Source organism: Thermomonospora umbrina (assembly GCF_003386555.1).
Taxonomy (GTDB): domain Bacteria; phylum Actinomycetota; class Actinomycetes; order Streptosporangiales; family Streptosporangiaceae; genus Thermomonospora; species Thermomonospora umbrina.
In genome coordinates, this window is the sequence record NZ_QTTT01000001.1 from 3218007 (window position 1) to 3238142 (window position 20136).

Below are 20136 nucleotides of genomic sequence, written 5' to 3' on the forward strand. Positions count from 1 at the left end.
TAGAACTCGTTCTGCAGATATCGTCGATCTCATGGCCGCCGGTCCAGGTCCGTTGATCGCGGGGCAGTACCGCCTTGCCGAGGAACTCGGCCGGGGCGGTTTCGGCGTGGTCTGGCGGGCCCGCGACGAGCGGCTGCGGCGCGACGTGGCGGCCAAGGAGCTGTTCCTGCCCACCTACCTCGGCCGCGACCAGGGCGACGAGCGGCACCTGCGCTCCCTGCGGGAGGCCCGGTCGGCGGCACGGATCGTGCATCCCGGCGCGGTCACCGTCTACGACGTGGTGGAGCACGACGGCTGTCCGTGGATCATCATGGAGCTGATCGACGGACGCGCCCTCAACGCCGTGGTCAGGGAGCACGGGCCGCTGTCGCCGCGCCGCGCCGCCCAGGTGGGGCTGTCGATCCTCGGGGCGCTGCGCGCCGCGCACGCCGCCGGGGTCGTGCACCGCGACGTCAAGCCCGGCAACGTGCTGCTCGGGGAGACCCGCGTCGTCCTCACCGACTTCGGCATCGCCACCATCGAGGGCGACCCGGCGGTGACCCACTCCGGGTTCGTGATGGGGGCCCCCGCCTACACCTCGCCCGAACGCGCCCGTGGCGAGAGCGCCGTGCCCGCCTCCGACCTGTGGTCACTGGGGGCCACACTCTTCTATGCGGTGGAGGGGCACCGGCCTTACTCCGGGGCCAACGCCAACGCGACGTTCCACGCCATCCTCAACGGCGAACCCCCCGTCCCCACCCACGGCGGGCTGCTCACCCCGGTCATCACCGGCCTGATGCGCAAGGACGTCACCGAACGGCTCACCGCCGCCCAGGCCACCGTCATGCTCCAGCAGATCATCGACCACCCGGCCGCCGAACACCACGACCCCGGCATCACGCAGCCGGCCCCCTACCCCGTCGTGGAGCCCCCCCGCCCACGGGTGCCCGTCTCCGTCGGACGCGCCGTCGTCACCCTGGCGGCACCGGTGGTCGCGGCGGCGATCGGGGCCTCGGCGCTGCTGTGGCCCAACGGGTCCGGCGACGCCGACGCGGCCCGGTCCGCCCGGCACCTGAACGCCGCCGCGTTCGGGACCCGCCCGTCCGCCACCCTCCAGCAGGCGACCGACAAGGTGAACGCCGTCGCGTTCAGCCCCGACGGCCGCCTCCTCGCCGCCGCCGGGGAGGACAGCACCGTGAGGCTCTTCGACGTCCCGGGGAGGGCCCAGACCACCGTGCTACGCGGCCACGGCTACGCGGTCTTCGCGCTGGCGTTCAGCCCCGACGGCCGCACGCTGGCCTCCGCCGGCTACGACGGCACGGTCATCCTGTGGGACGTGACCCGCGCGCGCCGCCAGGTCACCCTCTCCCCCGGCAAGGGCGTCATCGGCTCGGTCGCGTTCAGCCCGGACGGCCGCCTGCTGGCCGGCGCGGGCACCGACGGCGTCCAGGTGTGGGAGACGTCCACCCGGCGACCGGTCAGGACGTTCGACGACGGCGAGGGCCAGTTCGTCACCGACTTCGGCCCTCGCGGCGAGCTCGTCGTCGCGGGCCCCGAGACCCTGCGCCTGTGGTCCCCCGAGAGCCGACGGACGAGCACCCTCCTGGGCCACACCGGCACCCTCGTCCGCGCCGTGGCCGTCAGCCCGGACGGCGCCTCCGTGGCCTCGGCGGGCGACAACGGCCAGGTCGCCGTCTGGGACCCCCGCTCCGGCGAACGAACGGCGACGCTCGGCCACGACCGCAGCATCCACGCCCTCGCCTTCAGCCCCGACGGCCGTACCCTCGCCGACGCCAGCGGCCCCACGGTCACGGTGTGGAACCTCGCCTCCCGCGCCAAGGCCGCGACCATCAACGGCCACACCGGCACCGTCAGCGCCGTCGCCTACAGCCCCGACGGCCGCCTGCTGGCCACGGCCGGCCACGACCACACGGTACGACTATGGGACGTCACGGGTCCCTGAGCGTGTTGCGCAGATGTTCGAGCAGCGGCCCGAGTCTGTTGTGCGCGCTCTTGATGCGCGAGCGCAGTCTCCGGGGGCGGATGCCCAGAACACTCGCCGCGTCCTCGGGGCTGTAGCCCATCATGTGGACGAGCACGACGGCCGTACGTTCCTCGTGGGTGAGGCGCTGCAGCGCCGCCTGCACGTCGAGCGATGTGTCGGGCTCCTCGGACGACGAGGGCCCCTCGAAGGTGTTCGCCAGGCCGATGACGTTGTCGTGGGGCCTCATGCTCTCCGGCCGCCCGGCCCAACGGCGCTGGAGACGGTCACCGCACACGTCGACGAGGATCGCGGAGAGCCAGGACGTCACCGGCGTGCCGGGCTCCCACCGGCCCACCTGCCGGACGGCGTTGAGGGCCGTGTCCTGAACGGCGTCCTCCGCCTCCTGCTCGTCCCCGAGCAACTCCAGGGCGGTGTGATGGAGGGTCGCGGCGTGCTGCTGGATGAGCGTGCCGAGGGTCTCGGAATCACCTTGTCGGACCCGCCGCATCAACAGATCGTCGGCTTCCTGCCTCCGCTGGGCGTTGATGAAGGGATGGATGGGGGGCACCGGCGAGAGCCGGGACAGCTCATCGAGGAGCGCCAGTGCCTCCGGGCCGCCATCGTCCGTGCACGCGGTACGCAGGGCGTTCACGTCGGCCTCGATCAAGGCGTTGACCGTGGCGTGCTCGGCATAGAAGAGGATCGTGCCGTGCCATTCCGGATCGCCGACGTGGTCGAGCAGCGGCTCCGACCCGGCGCCCTCGACGAACATCGTCGAGGCGAGATAGTCACGCAGCGAGTGGTGGGTGAAGGCCAGATTCCCGACCTCGTCTTCCCGGATCAGGCAACTTTCATCGGCGATCGAGGAGAGGTATCCGCGCGCCACGAGGTGCGACTCGCCGGTGGTCTCCATTTCGTCGGCGACGAGATCTGCCGCCATGCGAACGGGGACGTGGCTCAATTTCCCCGCCAGCATCTCCAGCGCCAGTTTACCGAGCACCCTTCTGCCGCGCCTGCTATCGACGACCTGCGCCACGGGGTCGATGAGAATGCTGCGCGAAGAGAGGTTGGTCTCGCAGAGGACCGAGTACATGCCGACGCGGTCGTCGGGCACATTGCCGTGCACTTCATGGGCCTGGACGAGCAACGGGACCAGCGCCGGAGCGGACCTGATCTCCGCCGACCGGGCGCGGGTGAGTCGGTTGACGAGGGCGCGACCCACGCGTCCACCCGGAACGACGTTCTCGAACCAGCGCTCGGTCAGATCCTTGAGCTGTTCCCGGTCGAAAGGCGGCAGGATCAGCCTGAATGCGATCTCCATGAGACGGTGAACGGCGCGCCCGGCCAGCACGAAGTCGTTGTTCGCGTAGGCGGTGCAGTGGGGGACCAGCCAACGGGACACCAACTCGGGGTGCCGGTCGATGTCGTCGATCAGCACGACGCACCGACCCCCACGGAGGTGATCGGCGAACCAGTTCGCCGACACCCGCGCTCCCCTCGACTTGGGAGCCGTGGCGGCCAGCGCGTCTGCAAGGTCGATCTGCGGATTGCGCGAGACCAGGGCGGCCAGGGCGTCCATCGACCGGAACACCACAATGGGGCGGCCGTGGTCATCGGGCTCACGGCAGATGAACCGGGCGGTCTCGAGGAGGAGCGTGCTCTTGCCCACCCCCGCCGGTCCCTCCACGGTCAGAACATTCGCACCGGCGGTGAAAAGGGCCCTGGGGAGGTGCATTGATGTCCCGGTCGGGTCCTCGACCAGACGGTCGACGAATACGTCGTCGAAGTCGGGACGGCGCTCCGCCAACCTCGGGAGCCGCCGCGCGAGTTGAAACTCCAGCCACTCGACCATGGCGGCGCGGTAATCGGCTGTGGACGGCTCCCCAACGTGCTCGGTGGCTATGGCGTTGAAGCCGCGCACTCCGTCCTGGGGAAGGGAGAGCGTACCGCCCTGCGGGCCGATCGATGGGCCCGAGTCGATGACGCTGCGGGTCAGGGCCCGGACGAACTCCGAGATCGCCTCGGCCGGTCGCAGCGAACCGTCCGCGATGAACCCCTGGATCGTGGCGACCTGTCGAATGATCGCGGTGTTCGCGGTGTTCGCGGTGTTGATCCCGAAGGCCACGATGTGCGGCCGCGAGGCCCAACCGGGATCGGTGAGCTGCCGATACGCGTCCGTCCACCCGTACCCATCCGTCGGCATGCCGGCGGTCAGGAGGAAGACGGCGGGCCGCATCACCCGCCGGCTCTCCGCCTTGAGAGCCGCGACGTCCCGGGTGATGGTCTCCCGGAGGAGAGCGAACACCCGGCCGTAGGCGGTGGCCCCCGAGGCGGTCAAGGTGGGCATGGACGTGACCGCGCCGAGGTCCGACAACGGAAGCCGTACGTGCGCGTCGTTCGAGAAGCCGATGAGGCCGAAGCGGGTCTTCTCGGCGACCACCGGATGGCGGGAGATCTCCTCGTGCAGCTCCCGCAGTGCCGCGTTGACGGTGTCGATCCCACCCTCGGACGCCATCGACGCCGACTCGTCGCACACGAGATAGAAGGGCGCCACCGGTGCACCGACGGCGACCGTCTCCGGCGCGACCGCCACCCGGACGGGCGGAGTGCGGCGGTCCAGGATGCGGGCGGCCTCTTCGCTGACCAGGGCGATCGGGGCGCCCATCGTCGTGCCGTCCGTGCCGTGGGCGGCGGGCAGGTAGGCGCGGAAGGTCTCGGCGGCCGTGCCCGCCAGCGACTCGATCTGCGCCGACACACGATCCAGCAGCCGCCGGGTGTGCAGCGAACGCGAACGCGGCAGCGCCTCCAACAGCGCCCGCTGGGCGTCGTCGATGAACTCGTACAGACCCGGGTGCGAGGCGTCCGGGCGGAGGAGGCCGCTCAGCATGACCTCGGCCATGTGGCTCGGCTGGGGCGTCGTCGCCGTGGCCGCCTGGATGAGCCGCATCACCGGTACGGACGGAACGGAGACCGCCAGGTGCGCGGCGAGTTCGATGGCCTCGCGCGAGGCGGTGGCCTGGAATCGCCGCACCCGGTCGCGGCCGGTCAGCTCCCGCTCGGCCCGAACGGGCAGCGCGAGGGGACGGGCGTGCTCGGAGACCTGGGTGACCTCGCAGGCCACGCCGTCCCCGCCGGCCCCGGACACCAGCCGGGCCCAGTCGGCGAGCCATGACGCGGACAGTTCGAGCACCGGAACGGGCAGGTCGCCGGGCAGGGGGTCGGCCGCGCCCTCGTACGGCTCGAAGCCGAGCACGGTGTTGGGGGCGGCGGGTCGGGCGAGGCGGGCGGTGCCGGGTTCGGCGGGGGCGGCCGTGCGCGACCACAGGCGTTCGGGCAACGGCTGAAGGATCGCGGTCGGGCCCCGCCGCGCCCAGGCGTGGACCGCTCGACCGGCCGTTCCGTCCCACCAGTGGGCCCCGGAGCAGTCCGACAGCACCAGCACCGCCGTCCGCCCCGACGGGTCGACCAGCGAGGCGGCGTCGCGGAGCGGGCCGCGCCCGACGGGCGACGTGCGCAGGCCCACCCGTCCGTCGCCCGCCGCCAGCCACCACAACCGCAGGTCACGGAACGCGCCGACCTGCGCGAAAGCGGTCCGCAGCTCGCGGACGAGGGGACGCCACAGCTCCATCGAGGGCCCGGTGTCGGCCACGATCGTCAGCCCCAGCCATCGTTCGGCCGGCGGCTCCATGACGGGAACCCAGTGCCGCAGCGGAGGCCGCTGGTCGGCGATGTGCTCGGCGGTCGCGTCCTCGTTCACCACGATCGCCGCGCGGGACGGCACCCGACGCTTGAGCGGACGCAACGCGCGCTGCAAGGCCGGCACGTCGCCGAGCATCGGCGCGGTCGGTGCGAGGACCGGCCGGGCGGTCGTCCGATGCTCCCGTACCGGCTGCCGGGGCTCCGCCGCGACCTCGGGCTCCGCGACGCGTCGTTCGGCGGGCAGACCCAGCGGCCGACGGCCGGGCGGCTCCGCCGGCGCGTCGGGCGGACGGCGACGCGGCGGCGGGGGAGGCGCCTCGGGCGGCGTGGGCTCGGGGCGTTCGCCGTCGTCCAGGTGGTGCGCCAGCCAGAGCGTCTCGGCGAGCTCGCGGGGCGTCAGGTCCAGCCCGGCGCGCGCGAGGACCTCGCCGAACCGCTCAGTCGTCATCGTCGCGCGGACCTCCGCTGAGATGCGGCATGATCCGCCGGGCCAGCGTCAGCCGGTCGACCGGGCCCTTCGTCGCGGCGGCCTGGGTCAGGTACACGGCGTGCAGGAGTTGGTCGGTGGCGAGCAGGCCCTCGTTCTCGCGTTCGAGGAACATCCGGATGAGGTCGTCGCTCGCGTCGGCGAGATCGCCCAGATGAGCCCGCACGATCGCGCGCAGCGCCGCCTCGTCCGGCTGCCGCAGGCGCAGCGTCACACAACGGCGCAGGAACGCGGGCGGGAACTCGCGCTCCCCGTTGCTGGTCATGATCACCAGCGGGAACGCCCGGCAGCGGACCCGGCCGGTGACGGGGAGGGCCACCCGTCCGCCCTCGTCGGCGGTCATCACCTCGCGGGGGCCGGCCTCGCCCGCCATCGCCGCCCGGGCCAGCTCGGTGACCTCGTACTCCCCCGTCTCGAAGATCGACAGCAGGTCGTTGGGCAGGTCGAGGTCGCCCTTGTCGATCTCGTCGATCAGCAGCACCCGGGGCCGCCCGTACGGCAGCAGCGCGGTGCCCAGCGGACCCAGCCGGATGTAGCGACCGACGTCCTCGTCCGGAACGGGGCCGCCGTCGTACCGCGCCGCCGCCTGCAGCCGGCTGAGCGGGTCGTAGTGGTAGAGCCCGTCGCGCAGCGTCGTCCGGCTGGTGATCGGCCAGTGCAGCACCGGGCCGAGCCTCAACTCCCGCGCCACCGAACGCGCCAGCGTCGACTTGCCCGTCCCCGGCGGGCCGCTCACCAGCAGCGGACGCCGCAGGTAGAGGGCCGCGTTCACCTGCTCGACCGCGCTCTCCGCCGGGCGGTAGCTGAGCGCCTGGTGATCGTCGCCCGCGCGGTCCGACGGAACGGGCAGCGCGGGGCCGCCCGTGAACCGGCGCCAGGGCGGCGGGTCGGGCAGGTCCGTCACCCGGTCGTGCGGGTCGTCCTCGCCGGTGTAGATCAGCCAGTCGGGCATCGTCAGGTCTCCATGAACAGCGGCGGGGGGATCCGCCTCGGATCGTCCCAGAACATCGTCAGACTCTGGCCGTAATGGCCCTCCTGCGACTGGGCGCGCAGTCTCATCACCTGTCCCGGCAGCCGCTCGGGACGCACGTCCTCGAACTCCTCGGCGAGCCCGGCCAGGAACCGGTCGCCGGGGCAGCCCTCGTGCTCGGCGTCGGTGCAGGTGTGCCGGGGCCACAGCATCACCGGCATCCCGTGGTTGAGCGCCACCCGCAGCCGGGCCTCGCCGGGCAGTCCCGCGTAGGCCAGCGCGCCGAGATCCCGCCGCCCCGCCAGTTTGTTGCGCAGACCTCGGTCGTCGGGGAGGCGGCAGCCGATCGGCTCCGGCGTCCACGCACCGGCGCGCTCGGCGGCCTGCCAGCGGGTGAACGCCCTGGTCTGCCGCGACCCCACCTTCATCCGGCCCAGGTCGCGGACGACCACCGGGTGGTACGCGCCGATCGGCTCGTCCTCGTCCGGGTACAGCGACCACTCCTCCACCGGCTCGCACAGCCACGACTCGGGCAGCACGAACTCGATCACCGGATCCCAGCCCGTCACGGTGCCGATCAGGGCGTCGATCTCGCCTTCGACATGGGCCCGCACCTCGTCCCGGCCGACCTCCACCGGGGGCCGGCTGCCGCCCACCGCGCCGTCGATCAGGCTGAACAGCGTGACCCGGTACCGGTCGCGCTCCCGCAGGTTCTCGACCTTGACGATCACGGAGGCGGTGCCCTCCGCGTCCGGCGCCGCCGGCTCGGGCAGGTGCTCCCGGACCCAGCCGCGCAGCGCCCCCGCCGCCGGGCCGTCCAACCGGCCCGCCAGCTCGACCAGGAACCGGGTCAGGGCCGACTCCTCCACGCACTCCTCGGCGACGTAGCGGATCGCGTCCCAGACCGAGACCAGGTCGCGTCCCTTCCACACTCCGGGGAACAGCCTGGCGAACATCTCCTCCACCGGGACGTGCGGCCCCGCTCCGGCGACGATCCCGCGCAGCCGGCCGACCCCGGCCGGGTCGAGCCAGGTCAGCGGGAGCAGCTCGTCCAGCGGCTCCCAGTGCCGGCGGATCAGGTCGACCGGCATCATCCGGCCGATCGCGGAGTCCTTGGCCGCGTCGGTGATCATGCCCACCACGGCGCGGGTGTCCCGGTCGAAGACCGCGCCGCCGCTGAACCCCTTCTGCAGCCGCTCCAGATGGCCGGCCGCCGACTCCACCTGGACACCCTCGGGCAGCTCCTGGGCGAAGTCGGCGATCACCTTCGCGTACGAGCCGTTGGGCTTGCCCTTCGGGAAGCCGTACACCAGCAGGGTCCGGTCGTGGGGCGGCCGGTGGTCGGGGGCGGCGAACACGGCGGGCGGCACCTCGACGGGCTCGTCGAGGCGCAGCACCGCCACATCCCCCGGGTCATCGCTCCTGCGCCACGGCCCCCGGTGACGGACGCGGGCCTTCCTGCCGTGGTACCGCTGCGGGGCGTTGGGGAACGAGACCTGCGCCTCGGTGTGCTCGCCGACGAGGTGCGCGCAGGTCAGCACGTGCTCGCGGTCGACGAGGATGCCGGCTCCCTGCGGGTGCCCGCCGATCTCGATCCGCGCCTGCCAGGACGGCCGGGGCCAGGCCGGCCCGCTCACGACCCGTCCGAACCCTCGCCACCGCCCGCCGGGGCCGGGTCCTCCTCCGGCCGCGGCGCCAGGCCGAAGCCGTCGCGGGCCCAGGTGAGCTTGATCTTGAGATGCGCCTCGGCCGCCGTCTTGGCGATGACGGCGCCGGCGGCGGCGTTGAGCTTGACGCCGAACTCCAGCTCCACCGCGTCGGGCCGGAGCGTGCCGTCACGGAAGACCGTCAGGGCCTTCTCGGCGGCCGCCCGGGTCGACTGCAACGCCGTCTCGAACCGTTCCGAGACCGTGTGGATCACCCCGTCGGACGACAGGGACGCGGGCTGGAATCCCGGATCGTCGTCGTCGACCTCGACGACCACCGAGCCCTCGTCCATCGGCCAGCGCAACAGCTCGCTCACGGGTGCGGCCCCCTGCCTCCGGCTCGGTTCGCCGCGGAACTCGCGGTGCGGCTGAATTGTCGAAGTCCCCGACAATCTACCGAGTCGGCGAGACCCGCGCCGGACTTGCGCAGAGTCGATCGAGAGCACCCGTGCGCGGGAACGGCAACCTTCGGGGGGTGCCTCGGGGGGCTCCGGGGGGTATCCCCCCGGGCCGGTACGGCGAGTGGCCCCGGCGAGGAAACCCCCGGTTTCCGAGCAGGGGACGCCTGACACGAGCGGAGAGTGTGGGATTCGAACCCACGAGGACTGTCACCAGCCCTGGGCGCTTTCAAGGCGCCTGCACTAGTCCACTATGCGAACTCTCCCTGCCTTACGGCGGTCACCACGATAGCGGGGACGGCGGCGTGCTCGCTCGGCCGTTCCGCGCCGCCCCCGCACCCGTCACTGGGGTCGCGCGAACCCGTCCCCCACCGTGGCGGCGAGGTGCAGGTACGCGTCCTGGCAGGCGGGGGAGAGCTGGTCCAACTCCACCTCCGCGCCCTCCTCCAGGTGGTCGTCGTACGGGATCCGGACGACGGCGCGGCAGCGGCCCTCGAAGTGCTCCTGCAGCCTGTCGAGGTCCACGGTGCTCTTGCTGCGGGAGCGGACCATCGACAGCACCACCACGCCGCTGCGCACCAGGTGCCCGTGGTCGTGCGCCTCGAGCCAGTCCAGGGTGGCGCTGGCGGAACGGGCCCCGTCGACGGAGGGGGAACTGACGAGCACCAACTGGTTGGCCAGGCTCAGCACACCGGCCATCGCGGAGTGCAGCAGGCCGGTGCCGCAGTCGGTCAGGCAGATCGAGTAGAAGTGCTCCAGCACCTCGGCGACCGCGCGGTAGTCGTCCGCGCTGAACGCCTCGCTGACCGCCGGGTCCCGGTCGGAGGCCAGCACCTCCAGCCGGGACGTCGCCTGTGACGTGAACGCCCGGACGTCGGCGTACCGCTGGATCTGGCCCCGCTCGTTCAGCAGGTCCCGTACGGTCGCCGCCGTCTCCAGCCGCACCTTGTCGGACAGGGTGCCCCGGTCGGGGTTGGCGTCCACCGCGATCACCCGGTCGCCGCGCAGCGAGGCCAGCATCGCGCCCAGCCCCACGGTCGTGGTCGTCTTGCCGACACCGCCCTTCAGCGACATGACCGCGACCCGGTGATGCCCGCCGGCGACGGGGGTACTGGCCCGCGCGATGAGCTCACGCCTACGCAACTCGGCCGGGGACTCCCCGGGGTGGATCGCCCCGCCCGTGGCCTTGTAGACGGCCTTCCGCCATCCGCCCGCCGGCGCGTTGCGCCGTCCGCGCAGCAGCGTCTCCGCGCTCAGGCTGTCGGACGTCTGCGGCCCGCTCGGCGGCGGAGCCCCATGCGCGGGAGGCGGAGGCACTTGCCCGGGGCCGGGCCCGTACGGGTTCGGCGCTCCATAGTCGCCTTGCGTCGGTGCGCCGGGCGAGGGGAACGCCGCCTCCAAGGACGGCGGCCCCAACGGCACCGCAGGCCCCCGCCCTCCCTGGGGCTGCTGCGGCGCCCCTGGGAACCCGGGTCCATGGGGCGGCCCACCCGGCCGGGCACCCCCTTCAAGGGAACGGCCGTACGACTGCCCTGGGGGAGCCTCGAACGGCGGGAGGCTCTCGAACGCGGGCGCCTCGTAAGGCCCGGGCCCAGACCGACCGCCTCCACCCTGCTGCGGCCCCGGCACGGGCGGAGGCCCCGGCGCCCCGGGGGGAAGCGGGGTCCCTTCGATCACCGCCGGCGCCTGGAACCAGTTCCGCTCCTGCCCCACAGGGCCCGAACCACCGTCCGCCCCTCCCGGGCCGGACCGTCCCTCCTCCGAGGGCCCACCGACACCAGGGGACGTCTCCCCCTGCGCCGGCCCTTCCATGTCCGCCGACCCCGGACCCCAGCCCACTTCGGCCTCCGCTCCCTCGGCAGCCCCCAACGACACCTCAGACCCTCCACCCGACGACGAGCCACCCGCATCAGGGTCGCCCTGCTCCCGCCGGTCCGAGCCCAACTCCTCCTGAGCCGACTCGCCTCCAGACGAAGACCCTTGCGGCGACACTGGGCCCACGTCAGACGGGCCCTCCACCGATGGGCCACCCATTTCCGGGGCGTCGTACGGCGGTGCGCCCATGCCGGGGCCGTCATCCTGGGGCTCGCCCGGTCCGGGGGGCCCGGTCACGTACCGAGAAGGCCCCTGGGGTGGCACGGGGCCCATGTCGGGCGGGCCTTGTTGTGAGGGGCCACCCATTTCGGGGGCGTCGTACGGCGGTGCGCCGATGCCCGGTCCGCCGTCCTGGGGCTCGCCCGGTCCCGGGGGCCCGGTCACGTAAGGAGAAGGCGCCTGCGATGGCACGGGACCCATGTCGGGCGGGCCCTCCACCGATGGGCCACCCCTTTCGGGGGGGTCATACAGCGGTGCGCCGATGCCCGGGCCGCCCTGCTGGGGGCCGCCCGGTCCGAAGGGGCCGTTCGCGTAGGGAGGGGGGCCCTGAGGTGGCATGGAGCCCATGCCGGGGCCGCCGGGTGGGGGTGGTGCGCCCATGGCGGGGGCGGTGTGCGGAGGGGGCGGGCCCAAGACGGGAGGGCCCTGGGGTGGGGGCGCGCCCATGAGGGGTGGGCCCTGGGGTGGTGGGGCGTCCGAGAGTGGGGGGCCCTGAGGGGGTGGTGGGCCGTTCAGGATCGGGGGGCCCTGGGGCGGCGGTGCCGCGAAGGGGGGTTGGCCCGGCGGGGGAGGCGGGAACTCGGCGAGCGTCACCTCGACATAGCCGGACTGGCCGGGAGAGCCGTCCGTCGGAGCCTCCGGGGGCGGGGCGTACTCGGGAAGGGGCTCCAGCGGGGGCGGCATGTGGGGGGCGGGGCCGCCGCCGTACTGCGGGAGCGTGCCCGGGCCGGGCGGCAGTTGGCCCCCAGGAGGAGGGCCCGGGGCCGGGGGAGCGTTGGGCGGCATGGGGAGGGACGGCGGCTCGCCGTGCGGAGGCGGCGGCGCGTAGCCCATCGGCCCTGGGAAGGGCGGTGGCGCGGCCGGCCACGGGTTCGCCGGATAGTCCGGCGTCTGCCCGGGCGCCGGTGCCGGCCCCGGGGGCGGCCCCATGGGCTGCCCGCCGTCCGGCGACGGCCCTGTTCCCTGGCCGCCGGGCGTCTCCCCAGGGGGCGGCCCCTGAGGTCGCGGCCCCGGAGCCGCCTCGGGTGCGCCGGATTCCTGTTCCTGGTTCATGGCGTCCAGAGAGGCCAGGCGCTCCTCGAGGGAACGACGGTCATGATCGTTCTTCGCCACTGGTTCTCCCTCCGGACATGTCCCCGAACGTTCGGTCAAGAACAGGTCGTCAGCAGCCTAAGGCAACGTGTACTCCGCTCCCCACCGAGTTGGTGCCCGAAACCGCTGATCCGAGGCGATGTTTCCGTTCCGTCACCGTGTCCCTACGTCTGCTTCCGTTTCCGGCAACGTGATGGCCCCTCGGCGACATGGACGCGTCCCGATAGCGTGAGCTGCATGCATGCCATCACGATGCGTGAACCCGGCGGGCCCGACGTCCTCGAATGGGCCGAGGTGCCCGATCCCGAGCCCGCCGCCGGAGAGGTGCTGCTCGACGTCGCGGCCAGTGCGGTCAACCGCGCCGACGTCATGCAGCGGCTCGGGTTCTATCCGCCGCCACCCGGGGCCCCGCCCTACCCGGGCCTGGAGGCGTCCGGGCGGATCGCCGCGTTGGGCGAGGGCGTGGAGGGCTGGCAGGTCGGCGACGAGGTGTGCGCGCTGTTGTCCGGTGGCGGCTACGCGGAACGGGTCGCGGTACCCGCCGGCCAGCTCCTGCCGCTCCCGCAGGGGCTCACGCCCGAGGAGGCAGCCTCCCTCCCCGAGGTCGTCTGCACGGTTTGGTCCAACGTCTTCATGCTGGCGGGCCTCACCCCCGAGGAGACCTTCCTCGTTCACGGCGGTGGAGGCGGTATCGGCACCATGGCCATCCAACTCGCCCACACGCTCGGGTCACGCGTCCTGTGCACCGTGGGCAGCCCTGAAAAGGCGGCGCGCTGCCGCGAGCTGGGGGCGGACGCGGCCATCGACTACCGCGAGGACGACTTCGTCGAGCACGGGCCGTTCGATGTGATCCTCGACAACATGGGGGCCGCCTACCTGTCGCGGAACGTGGACGCGCTGGCCAACGGCGGCCGGCTCGTGGTGATCGGGCTGCAGGGCGGCGCCCGCGCCGAGCTGGACCTGAACGCGCTGCTGCGCAAACGCGCCGCCGTCCACGCAACCTCGCTGCGGGCCCGCCCGTTGGACGAGAAGGCCGCGATCGTCGCGGCGGTGCGGGAACGGGTCTGGCCGCTGGTCGAGTCGGGTCGGGTACGGCCGATCGTCGACCGTCTGGTCCCGATGGCCGAGGCCGCCCGGGCCCACCGCGTCCTCGAGGAGAGCGGCCACGTGGGCAAGATCGTCCTGACCACGTGAATCACCCCGTCGACCGTGTGAAACTGGGAGCACTATGAACGAGCCCCTGAACAACGAGCCCGAAAAGGATCCGCACATCCTCGTGGTCGGCCCGAACGGCATCGCGATGGAGGGCGGGGACTCCCAGGGCGACGAGCGCCCCATCACCGAGATGGTCGAGCAGCCCGCCAAGGTCATGCGGATCGGCGGGATGATCCGGCAGTTGCTGGAGGAGGTCAAGTCCGCCCCCCTCGACGAGGCGAGCCGCGTCCGGCTGAAGGAGATCCACGCCTCCTCCATCAAGGAGCTGGAGGACGGCCTCGCCCCCGAGCTGATCAATGAGCTGGAACGCCTCTCCCTCCCGTTCACGGAGGGGGCCGTTCCCAGCGAGGCCGAGCTCCGCATCGCCCAGGCACAACTGGTGGGCTGGCTGGAGGGCCTGTTCCACGGCATCCAGACCACGCTCTTCGCCCAGCAGATGGCCGCCCGCGCCCAACTGGAGCAGATGCGCCGCGCCCTCCCGGCGGGCCTGCTCCCCCCGGGCGCCTCCGACGACGACGAGGGCAAGCGCCCCGGTCACACCTCCGGCCCGTACCTCTGACCCCTGCGAACGCCGGGCCCCGCACCTCCGGGGCCCGGCCCTCGTGGCGTGAACGCCCCGTCAGGGGAAGAGGGACTCCAGGACTTGGGCCACGCCGTCGTCGTCGTTGCGCGCGGTGCGGTGGGTGACGGCGGACAGAACGTCGGGGTGGCCGTTGGCCACGCCGTACGAGGTGCCCGCCCAGGTGAGCATGGGAAGGTCGTTCGGCATGTCGCCGAAGGCCACCACGTCGGCGGCGGTGACGCCCTGCTCGGCGCACAACTCGGCGAGGGCGCTGGCCTTGGTCACGCCGTGCGCGCTCATCTCCAGCAGGCCCCGGCCGGACGAGTGGGTCACCGTGACGAGTTCGCCCACGGCCTTGTGCGCGCGTTCGGCGAGGGAGTCGGGGTCGGCGCTGGGATGGAACGCCAGGAGCTTGGTGCCGCCCCGGCCGACCAGGGTCCGTCCGTCCACGGGACGGCCCCCGAGCGCCTCGGCGTCCCAACGGCCCAGGTCGTAGCTGGCCTCGAACACGAAACCGTCGGCGTACTCCACGGCGAAGCGCAACTCCGGGACCGCGACCTTCAGCCGTTCGACGGCCTCGGCGAGGACGTCGGGCTCGATCAGCCTGCAGTGGATCACCGCCTCGGTGTGCAGGTCGTAGACCACCGCCCCGTTGGCGCAGATGGCGAGGCCCCGGTGGTCCACGGCGGCGGCGATGTCGCGCATCCACCGCGGCGGCCGTCCGGTCACCATGACCAGCGTGGCGCCGGCCCGTTCCACCCGTCCGAGGGCGGCGACGGTGCGCTCCGAGATCGTCCCGTCGGAACGCACGATCGTCCCGTCCAGGTCGGTGGCCACCAGCCGGGGCCCGCGGGTCTCCCCGGGAACGGTGTCAACCACGGTCCCTCCAGCCTCGCCACACGTCGATCATTCCCACCCCTCGTTCACCGCCCACGGCCCTCACGGACGGTCAGACCACCCTAATCCTCCCTTTCACCGGGCCCCACGGACGCGGTCGCCCCGAGCGCCGCCGGCCCCTGCGCGGCGGCGCGGGAGTTTACGAACGGACCTCTGAGGAACGGGGCCGAGGGACATGTTGGGGGGAACGGTGACCGAGTTCGTCAAGACCTCATGCCTGGAGATCGGCTATGAACGCTGGGGGCCGCCGGACGGACCCGTCGTGGTGCTGGCGCACGGCTGGCCCGACGATGTCCACTGCTGGGACGAGGTGACGCCCGCCCTGACCGAGGCGGGTTGCCGGGTCCTGGCCCCGTACCTGCGCGGTTTCGGGCCGACCCGATTCCTGGAGGACGATCGTCCGCGCAGCGGGCAGATCGGCGCGCTCGGGCACGACCTGGCCGAGTTCATCGAACGCCTCGACCTGCGCGACGTGGTCGTCTCGGGCCACGATTGGGGCGCGCGGGCCGCCTACGTCGTCGGTGCGGTGTTCCCGGAACGTCTGCGAGGGCTCGTCGCCATGTCCGCCGGATACGCGGCGAGCGGCCCCGACCAGGAGATCTCCTTCCCATTGGCACGCGCCTACTGGTACGAGTGGTTCGTCGCCACGAGAAGGGGACGCGAGACCTTCGACCGTGACCGTCGGCGCATCTGCCGCTACCTATGGGAGAGCTGGTCACCCGGGTGGCGCTTCGACAACGAGGCGTTCGAACGCAGCGCGGCCGCGTGGGACAACCCCGACTGGCACGCCATCACTGTGCACGCCTACCTCCAGCGCTGGGGCGAGGCGGCCGGGGACCCGGCCTACGACGACCTCGAGGACCGGCTCGCCCACCGGCCCCCGATCACGGTCCCGAGCATCGTCCTGCACGGCGGCCGCGACGCCGACAACCTCCCAGAGACCACGGAGGGCAAGGAGTCCCTGTTCACCGCCGGCTACGAACGCAACGTCCTCCCCGGCATCGGCCACGCCCTACCCCGTGAAGCCCCCAGGCGGTCACCGAGGCCACCCTCCGCCTGATCCGACAACCCGCCGCACTGGGCACCTGACCGCGTACCGGCCCAACGTGTAAGCGGTCAGGTCTGCGAACCTCTCCTTAACGTACGTCCACGTAGTCGCCGGGGCTCGTTGCGCCGAGGTAGGTGTCGTTGGCGAGGAAGCGGGCCTGCCACGTGCCGTCCTGCGTGGCCGTCACGGCCTTGCGGAAGGTGCCCTTCCAATGGCCCGTGACGGTGGTGACGCGTCGCCACTTCTTGGAGCCCCTGGGCAAAAAGTAGATCTGCACCGTCACACGCGCGTAGTGCCCGTTGGTGTTCAGCCGCTCCACACGTCCGGCCAAGGTGAGCGCACCGCCGCGACGTACGGGCTCCGGCCCGGCGTTGAACCCGGTGATCCGGCTCCTCGACCTCAGATCGACGGCCTTGGTGTGGCTGAAGGCACGGAGATCCGGGGTGATGACCGAAGCGTTGTCGCTCGACCCGTCGTAGGCGACCCTCCAAGTCCTGCCCGGACCCATCGTGGAGAGGGTGAAGCGCCCGTCACGATCGGTCTTCACCGAAGTGACGGGGCGCCAGTAGCCGTTGTCGAAGGCTTGGAGGGACACGGCACCGTACGCGACTCCGTGCCTCGGGCCGGTCAGCCGGGGGCGGACCAGCCTGCCCTTGACGGTCAGGGACCTTCCCCGTGCTCCCTGCCGGGCCGAGAAGGTGACCACGGTGAACGCCGTCCGGTCACCGACGTCGTAGCTCTCGCCACGCGCCCACGCGCCTTCCCACACGTTGGACGGCGCTGAGAAGTAGACCTCGAAGTTGCCCGACGCGGGGACGGTGTACGGCGTTCGGTAGGTGCCGTTCGCGGCGGTCACGACGTTGACGGCAGGGAGGTGGGCGTTCGTGCGGTGCTTGTAATAGTGAACGCTCAGGGTGCCGCCGGGCAGCGGCCTCCAGCGCCGGTCGATGCCCTCGTACTCGAGGCGTCCGCTGATCTCGATGCGCTGCCCGGTCTCGAACGGGCCAGGGGGCGCCTTGAACGACACCCGGGTCTTGAGCGGCCTGCGCACCACCCTGATCGGAGCGGAGGCGGCTCGCGCGTAGCTCGCGTCGCCAAAGAACGTGGCTGCCACGTTCATCGACTCGCGCGGAGTGGCGTCGCCGGAGAAGTACCCGTCGGCGTTCGTGACCGCCGAGCCGAAGGGGACCGAGATCCACCGCTTGGGCACACCGCGCTCAACACCGTCATCGCCTACGTGGACCAGTCTGCCGCGAAAGCGCAGGACCATGTCACCGGCGACGACGGCGTCCTCGACCGCGAACTGGCTGAACCGGGTCGTGGCACCACGGTAGGGGATGTTCACGCTGCCGTCGGACCGGTGGTGCCGAGCGTCCTCGTAGAAGGCGACCTGCACCGGGCCGGTATCGCCGCCGTCGGTGACCTGGAGCTGATGCTGGAACGAGCCGTCCTCGCCCGTGGTCACCCCGGCGTCGCGCACGCGAACGGTCGCCTGGGGCACAGGGACGTCGCCGGAGCGGAGCAGCCGCCCCCGGATGGTCACCGTGGAGTTCGGCGACGCCTCGGCCGGGTCGACGCTCAGCCCGCTGAAGTACGTCCTGTGCCGATTGTCGAGCGCCACCGCGTTCGGCATCTCGGAGTGGCCGCCGCCCGCGTCCTTCGCCTGGACGGAGATGGCGTACCTCAACGGCTCCAGGGGCGGAAGCGGCCCACTGCGCCATACGCCGCCGGTGGCGGTCCCTTCGGCCAGGGCGAAGTCCGTCACGGTCGTCACCACGCGCTGCCCGTCGTACTCGACGAAACGCGCCGACACCTCGGTGACGGGCTGCTCTGCGGAGAGGGTCACCGACACATGACGGTCCGCGCCCACGATGACCACCACGGTCCTGCCGATGACCGGTGCCGCCGCCGCGTACGAGACGGTGGCCGTACCCACCCCTCCGACGAGGGTGACCAGGGCGATGAGCACGGTCAGCCAACGCCGTGTCCCTGCGGTCATGACCGTTCCCCTCATCGGACGTCCACGAATCTGCTCGCGCTCACCGCGCTGAACCAGCCGGGCTGCGCGGCGACCCACGCCCGCCAAGAGCCGTCCCGTACGGCCACGAAGGTCTTGGAGTACGAGCCCTTGTCGTTGGTGGTGGCCCTGCCCATGTACGTCCACTTCTTGGAGCCCTTGGGGAGGAAGTAGATGGAGACCGGACGTCGTCGCACCGGAACCCACGCGGGGTAGTCCGTGTGGACCAGTCCCTTGACGGTCAGTTTCGCGCCCTTGCGCACGGGCTTCGGCGACGCGTTGAACGGGGTCATGTACACCTTGCGCGCCGCCTTGACGTAATGCGCCGCGCTCACCGTGGGCTGGTCCATGGGTTCGGGCCACAGCCGCATGCGCCAGTACCCGGACCGGGTGGCGCGACCGCCGAGGCCGAAGCTCTGACCGGAGGGCACGTAGGTGTTGCCGACGGACTTCCAATGCTTGTTGTCGGGGGAGAACTCCAGGCTCAGGAGCCCCGAGTCGGGCTTGAACGCCAGGGGTATCTGCGTGCGAACGAGGTCGCCGCGCACCCTGATGTAATCGCCCAAGACGGCGGTGCGGGGGAATCGCAGTCCGGTGAAAGCCGTTCGGAAGGGCACTGCGACGTCGGAGGTGGCCTCCGACGGGGCGTAGGCCCGATCACCGTCGTCATACCGGACGTACCAGCCATCGGCCCGGGTGGGCTTCACCTCCCAGACCGCGTGTCCCTCGGCCGTGGTCACCAGGTTGGTGGAACCCGGCTTCGGGCCCCGGTACCCGATCGTCAGACGCCTGTACGACATGGGTGCCCAGCCGCCGCCGGACCGCCTTTCGAGCTTCGTCCCGACGGCGACATGCTCGTGATGGGAGAAGTGGGGCTGGACGCTCATGCTCAGCCGAGTGGTGATCCGGAGCACCGATATGGGGATGCGCTGTGACTCGACGGCCTCGACCATCACGTCCGAAGTGCGCACATGGACGCTGCAGAGGCAGAACACCGGTGCGGTGGCCGAGAACCTGCCCTCTGCGTCGGTGACGGTCTCCCCCCGCACCGACTCTTCCGCAACGAACTGCACCCTCGTGCGAGGCGCGGGCCGTTCGGTGCCGTCCGACGCGCGGTAGAGGAGACGCCCCCGGTAGGTGATGTTGGGGTTGTCCTGGTCCACCTGCGTCCTGTCGACCGCGAACTCGGCGAACCGTGCGGAGACCTTTCCGTGGGTGATCGGCACGGAGCCGCTGAAGGACGGCTTGGCGTCCGAGGACCCCATGAAGTACGCGTTGAGGTTCACGTCGCGGCGTACGACCACTCTGCCGGTGAAGACTCCGTCGACATCCGTCCGGGTGGAGGAGCCGCCGCCGACCTGGACGAGGACTCCGGTGACCGGCTCACCGGTGGCCCGGGCCAACCTGCCCCGATAGGTCACCTCATCGTGCTCCACGTCCACCCGGCCGGGTGTCGCCTCGAACGAGGAGAAGACCGTCGCCGCCCGATGGTCGTAGCGGAAGGAGAACTGGTTCAGCCGGCCGCCCGCGTCATGGACGTCCATGACGACGTCGTACTCGGAACTCTGGAGCGACAGGGGCCCGCTCCGCCACATGCCGTTCTGGGGGGTGCCGTCCGACCGGAGCGTGAACTCGTCCACGGTCGCCACCACCTCCTGCGACCGCGCAAGCCGCAGACGCGCGACGATGCGAGTGATGTCGTACGCGGACTCGGCGTACACGTAGGCACGGAGAGCGCCCTGAATGTTGCTCATCCCGGCCTGGGTGACGGTGAGCGCCGTCTCCGCCGAAGCCGGGGCCGCCGGGGCGAATGTCGTCAGCGTGACGAGCCCGCCGAGCAGGAACGCCAAGAGTCTCCGCACGGGACCTCCTGGAAGGTCGAGAAGGATGCCGTCCGGAAGGTCGGGAGGCCAGCGTTTTATACCAGAAACATGATCAACCGTGCGAGACGGTTCGTCTGTCCCCGCAGCCGTCGTCGGGGTGCGCAC

The 20136-nt window shown here is 72.0% G+C and carries 12 protein-coding genes and 1 tRNA gene; 4 read left to right on the top strand and 9 right to left on the bottom strand.

Annotation, left to right across the window (positions count from 1 at the left end):
• The first annotated feature begins 31 nt into the window (after positions 1 to 31).
• Positions 32 to 1942, top strand: a complete 1911-nt coding sequence (locus DFJ69_RS14405) for a WD40 repeat domain-containing serine/threonine protein kinase (protein WP_116022960.1) — start codon at positions 32 to 34, stop codon at positions 1940 to 1942.
• Here DFJ69_RS14405 and DFJ69_RS14410 read toward each other — a convergent pair.
• From DFJ69_RS14410 to DFJ69_RS36470, 6 genes are all read right to left on the bottom strand, one after another.
• Complete coding sequence (locus DFJ69_RS14410) at positions 1929 to 6110, bottom strand: sigma-70 family RNA polymerase sigma factor (protein ID WP_116022961.1); 4182 nt, start codon at positions 6108 to 6110, stop codon at positions 1929 to 1931. The genes DFJ69_RS14405 and DFJ69_RS14410 overlap by 14 nt on opposite strands.
• The gene (locus tag DFJ69_RS14415; protein ID WP_116022962.1) at positions 6100 to 7101 is read right to left on the bottom strand and encodes an AAA family ATPase; all 1002 of its coding nucleotides are present in this window, start codon (positions 7099 to 7101) and stop codon (positions 6100 to 6102) included. The genes DFJ69_RS14410 and DFJ69_RS14415 overlap by 11 nt, the downstream gene beginning before the upstream one ends.
• Before the next feature lie 2 nt (positions 7102 to 7103).
• A complete protein-coding gene (locus DFJ69_RS14420; RefSeq protein ID WP_116022963.1) occupies positions 7104 to 8756 on the bottom strand; it encodes a VMAP-C domain-containing protein in 1653 nt (550 codons plus the stop codon).
• Complete coding sequence (locus DFJ69_RS14425; protein ID WP_170177653.1) at positions 8753 to 9142, bottom strand: CU044_2847 family protein; 390 nt, start codon at positions 9140 to 9142, stop codon at positions 8753 to 8755. The genes DFJ69_RS14420 and DFJ69_RS14425 overlap by 4 nt, the downstream gene beginning before the upstream one ends.
• A gap of 258 nt (positions 9143 to 9400) precedes the next feature.
• A tRNA-Ser gene (locus DFJ69_RS14430) sits at positions 9401 to 9489 on the bottom strand.
• A 76-nt stretch (positions 9490 to 9565) separates the two neighbouring features.
• Complete coding sequence (locus tag DFJ69_RS36470; protein WP_425453338.1) at positions 9566 to 10540, bottom strand: MinD/ParA family ATP-binding protein; 975 nt, start codon at positions 10538 to 10540, stop codon at positions 9566 to 9568.
• A 2106-nt stretch (positions 10541 to 12646) separates the two neighbouring features.
• On the opposite strand from DFJ69_RS36470, the gene DFJ69_RS14440 reads away from it, so the two are divergent.
• Complete coding sequence (locus DFJ69_RS14440; protein ID WP_116022965.1) at positions 12647 to 13603, top strand: NAD(P)H-quinone oxidoreductase; 957 nt, start codon at positions 12647 to 12649, stop codon at positions 13601 to 13603.
• 34 nt (positions 13604 to 13637) lie between these two features.
• On the top strand, positions 13638 to 14183 hold the full coding sequence (locus tag DFJ69_RS14445; protein WP_116022966.1) for a bacterial proteasome activator family protein: 546 nt from the start codon (positions 13638 to 13640) through the stop codon (positions 14181 to 14183).
• A gap of 60 nt (positions 14184 to 14243) precedes the next feature.
• Here DFJ69_RS14445 and DFJ69_RS14450 read toward each other — a convergent pair whose 3' ends face one another.
• Positions 14244 to 15065: an HAD family hydrolase gene (locus tag DFJ69_RS14450; RefSeq protein ID WP_116022967.1), complete on the bottom strand. Its 822-nt coding sequence runs from the start codon at positions 15063 to 15065 to the stop codon at positions 14244 to 14246.
• A 208-nt stretch (positions 15066 to 15273) separates the two neighbouring features.
• Here DFJ69_RS14450 and DFJ69_RS14455 point away from each other — a divergent pair, with 208 nt between their 5' ends.
• Positions 15274 to 16143, top strand: coding sequence for an alpha/beta fold hydrolase (locus DFJ69_RS14455; RefSeq protein ID WP_211328621.1), 870 nt, complete (start codon positions 15274 to 15276; stop codon positions 16141 to 16143).
• Between the two features lie 76 nt (positions 16144 to 16219).
• Here DFJ69_RS14455 and DFJ69_RS14460 read toward each other — a convergent pair whose 3' ends face one another.
• Both DFJ69_RS14460 and DFJ69_RS14465 read right to left on the bottom strand, forming a co-directional pair.
• The gene (locus tag DFJ69_RS14460) at positions 16220 to 18130 is read right to left on the bottom strand and encodes a hypothetical protein (protein WP_116022969.1); all 1911 of its coding nucleotides are present in this window, start codon (positions 18128 to 18130) and stop codon (positions 16220 to 16222) included.
• An 11-nt stretch (positions 18131 to 18141) separates the two neighbouring features.
• Complete coding sequence (locus DFJ69_RS14465; RefSeq protein WP_147312309.1) at positions 18142 to 20010, bottom strand: hypothetical protein; 1869 nt, start codon at positions 20008 to 20010, stop codon at positions 18142 to 18144.
• Positions 20011 to 20136 lie beyond the last annotated feature (126 nt).